Source organism: Chamaesiphon sp. OTE_20_metabat_361 (assembly GCF_031364565.1).
This window is the reverse complement of sequence record NZ_JANLWO010000083.1, coordinates 1-2,888: the sequence shown is the minus strand read 5'-3', so window position 1 is coordinate 2,888 and position 2,888 is coordinate 1. Positions and strand designations below refer to the sequence as shown.

The following is a 2,888-nucleotide window of genomic DNA, read 5'->3' as shown; positions in this document are numbered from 1 at the left end:
TAGTAATTCCAGCGAGTGCAGTGGTAGAGGCTAATTTAGAGAAATTAGTCTACATCAAAAGTGGCGACAGCTATCAGCCTACCACCGTTACCCTCGGGCAAACTATTGGCGATCTAGTTGAAGTCAAGACAGGACTATTTGCTGGGGACTCAGTAGTCAGTCAACGCGCCCCCCAACTCTACGCTCAATCTCTGAAAAAGCAGCCAGCTAGCGAACATAGTACAGCAGTCAAGCCCGATGCTACCAGTCCAAATCAAATACCATCTTATCTAGTCTGGGGTTTAGTTCCAGCCGTTGGCATTTTGGGGGGTAGTGCTTTTTGGTTGGGGCGCAGAAGTAATGGAGTTATGACGAGTATTGGCGATGTTGTGGAGCCGGAGGATGAAGTTATAGATTTGCCAGGTGTGGAGACAGTAGTATTAGAGGAAGCTACTGTCGATCGGGTACATTCAAAATCTGAATCTGAATCGGTGCGGATCGATCGATAAACAATATTATTCTGTCGAGAGCCGTTACATAATGATAGGACTTTGGTACGATGTTTAAGTGGTTAATGCTTTGGGGAGCTACACAAACAGCACTAATAACAATCATTGAAAATTGGAAAGACGATCCCGAAACTTTGTCATGTTTGAAAAATCTCGCGCAACAGCATGATGACTGGGATGTTGAAGATACAATTGTTGAAGCAGAGGCACAAAAGCGGCAAAACAATTCAGATATTTTGCCTTGGCTCAAAGATGATTGGGACTTTCGAGAGATCTTAGTAAAAGCGATCGCAAAATGGTGGCATAACGATCCAGGTACGTTACCTTGGCTCAAAGATCTCGTCAGACATGAGCATAATGAATATGTTAAACGATATACTACCGCAGAGATATTACGAGATTGGGAAAGCGATCCGCATATTATGCCAATTCTTCCTTTAGTCAAATATGGAAGTAGACAATATATTCGATGTACAGCAGTAGAAGTCGTCGCTAAATACTGGAAAAACGATCGGGACACTCTGCCTTGGCTCAAAGAAATTGCCCTGCAAGCAGATTATAGGTGGTTATGTGATGCGATATTAGAAGCAATTGCCCAGGGTTGGAGAAATGACCCCAATACTTTGCCTTGGCTCAGACAAATAGCTCAAGAAAGTAAGGATTCAATTATCGTATGTGCCGTAGCAGAGACCATAAAGCAAAGCTGGAAAGATGAGCTAGAAACATTAGCTATTCTCAAGCACCGCGCTCAATACGATAATGAGAAATATTTTCTTCGTTGTGTAATGGTAGAAGCCATCGCACATGCTTGGAGAGATAATCTACATACATTACCCTGGCTCAAGGACATAGCTCAAAATGCCGATGATTGGCATGTTCGAGGTGCTGCGGCACAAGCTTTACTTCAAGGCTGGAAAGACGATATAGACACTTTATCAATCATTAAGCACCGCGTTCAATATGATTGGGACGATCGTTATAGATGTCTTTTGGTAAAAGATATCGCTCAAGTTTGGAAAAACGATTCAAATACTCTGCCCTGGCTTCAACAGATGGTACAAAATGGTATCCAAGATGGTCTTGCAATCGAGGAAATTATCCGAGGTTGGAAAGATGAGCCAGCTATTCTACCCTGGTTTAAAGAACTAGCAAAACACAGCGATAATGAGTTTGTTAGATGTGGAATAGTACGAGTTTTAGCTGAAGAGTGGCAAGATGAACCAGATAACTTGCCTTTTTTTAATGACATCATTCAACATGATGATAGTTGGAGTGTTAGACTCAATCTAGTGATGTCAGTAGATATATATTACAAAAGCAGTCCAGATGTTTTATCTACATTTAAGAAATGTGCTCAACAAGATAGTCATTGGATTGTGAGAAATGCAGCAGTTAACGCACTGGTGGAACGTCGGCAATATAAACAGGATATATTTACATTCTTGTATTGTCTTACTATTGACGATCCCTTTCAGCGGCAGGGATTTGGTGAAAGCAACCCTCGTCTAACCGCATTGAAAGCTATCTGCAAAAACCATCGAGATCGAACTGAAGAAATACTAGAGTTATTAGTCGATCGCGCCGAAAATGATTCTGACGAACAAGTCAGAGAATTTGCCGCAAAAAGATTGGCTATCTGGAAAGGTAGAATATCGTAATGGCGGTGATACAATTGGGTATCGATCGATTGGACTAATATCGCTCTTCCGCCAGATTTAGAATTATTTGAGTGTCTTTATGTCTCATGATATACAGGTAAGTTTAATCGATTACCCTAACCAATTTTCTAAATCCTCTACCACCTGAAAATCTAATCGATCGAGAGGTTAGATTTATGGAGAACGATATCGAGGCTAACAAAACAGTCGAGTTCGGAACGATGGATTTCGATCGGATTGCCGGAAGGATCTAGAGCAATAATGAGATCGTCCGCTCGAAGGCGATGGATTTGCCATAGAGCATTAGTCGGATAGAGATCGCCTTGACTGTTGCCATCATCGCATCTTACCACCCGATACTGACAGCTAAGATCTTCGTTCGCGACGCGTCCCCTTTGGGGAATCAATTCGATGGCGATCTGGCATCTAATAGCGAGTTTATCTGGTACTAGCAAGAATCGATCGGCTAAATCATTTGGCAACCAAATCAAGTCCCAGTATTGAGAATAGATTAACATTCCTGCCTTAGTCAGTACTGTAACCCATAATCGGATTATCTTTTGAGTAAGTTAGATATTTTTAAAGAAACAAAAAAAGTAGAGTCTATCGAGGCAAAAATAAAAACAGCGGTGATAACTACTTTGTGAATCGGCTTTGTTATTTTATCGCAACTTCTGTATTTTTAGATGTCTGTCGAATTTCACCTGAATTTCATCATGCTTGTGTATTGTTAGAACCAGTG

The 2,888-nt window shown here is 41.3% G+C and carries 2 protein-coding genes and 1 pseudogene; 2 read left to right on the top strand and 1 reads right to left on the bottom strand.

What is annotated here, in order from left to right; translation table 11 throughout:
- Together RMO35_RS02240 and RMO35_RS02235 are read left to right on the top strand one after the other, a co-directional pair.
- Positions 1-488: pseudogene (locus RMO35_RS02240) on the top strand (efflux RND transporter periplasmic adaptor subunit); the annotation flags it as partial.
- Between the two features lie 50 nt (positions 489-538).
- The gene (locus RMO35_RS02235; protein WP_309738267.1) at positions 539-2,146 is read left to right on the top strand and encodes a HEAT repeat domain-containing protein; all 1,608 of its coding nucleotides are present in this window, start codon (positions 539-541) and stop codon (positions 2,144-2,146) included.
- Positions 2,147-2,298: 152 nt separating this feature from the next.
- On the opposite strand, the gene RMO35_RS02230 is transcribed toward RMO35_RS02235, so the two are convergent.
- A complete protein-coding gene (locus RMO35_RS02230; protein WP_309738265.1) occupies positions 2,299-2,664 on the bottom strand; it encodes a hypothetical protein in 366 nt (121 codons plus the stop codon).
- Positions 2,665-2,888 lie beyond the last annotated feature (224 nt).

What these genes read in the sequence shown, in the direction of transcription:
- RMO35_RS02230 (WP_309738265.1), bottom strand. Translation starts at nt 2,664, where the DNA reads ATGTTAATCTATTCTCAATACTGGGACTTGATTTGGTTGCCAAATGAT.
- RMO35_RS02235 (WP_309738267.1), top strand. Translation starts at nt 539, where the DNA reads ATGTTTAAGTGGTTAATGCTTTGGGGAGCTACACAAACAGCACTAATA.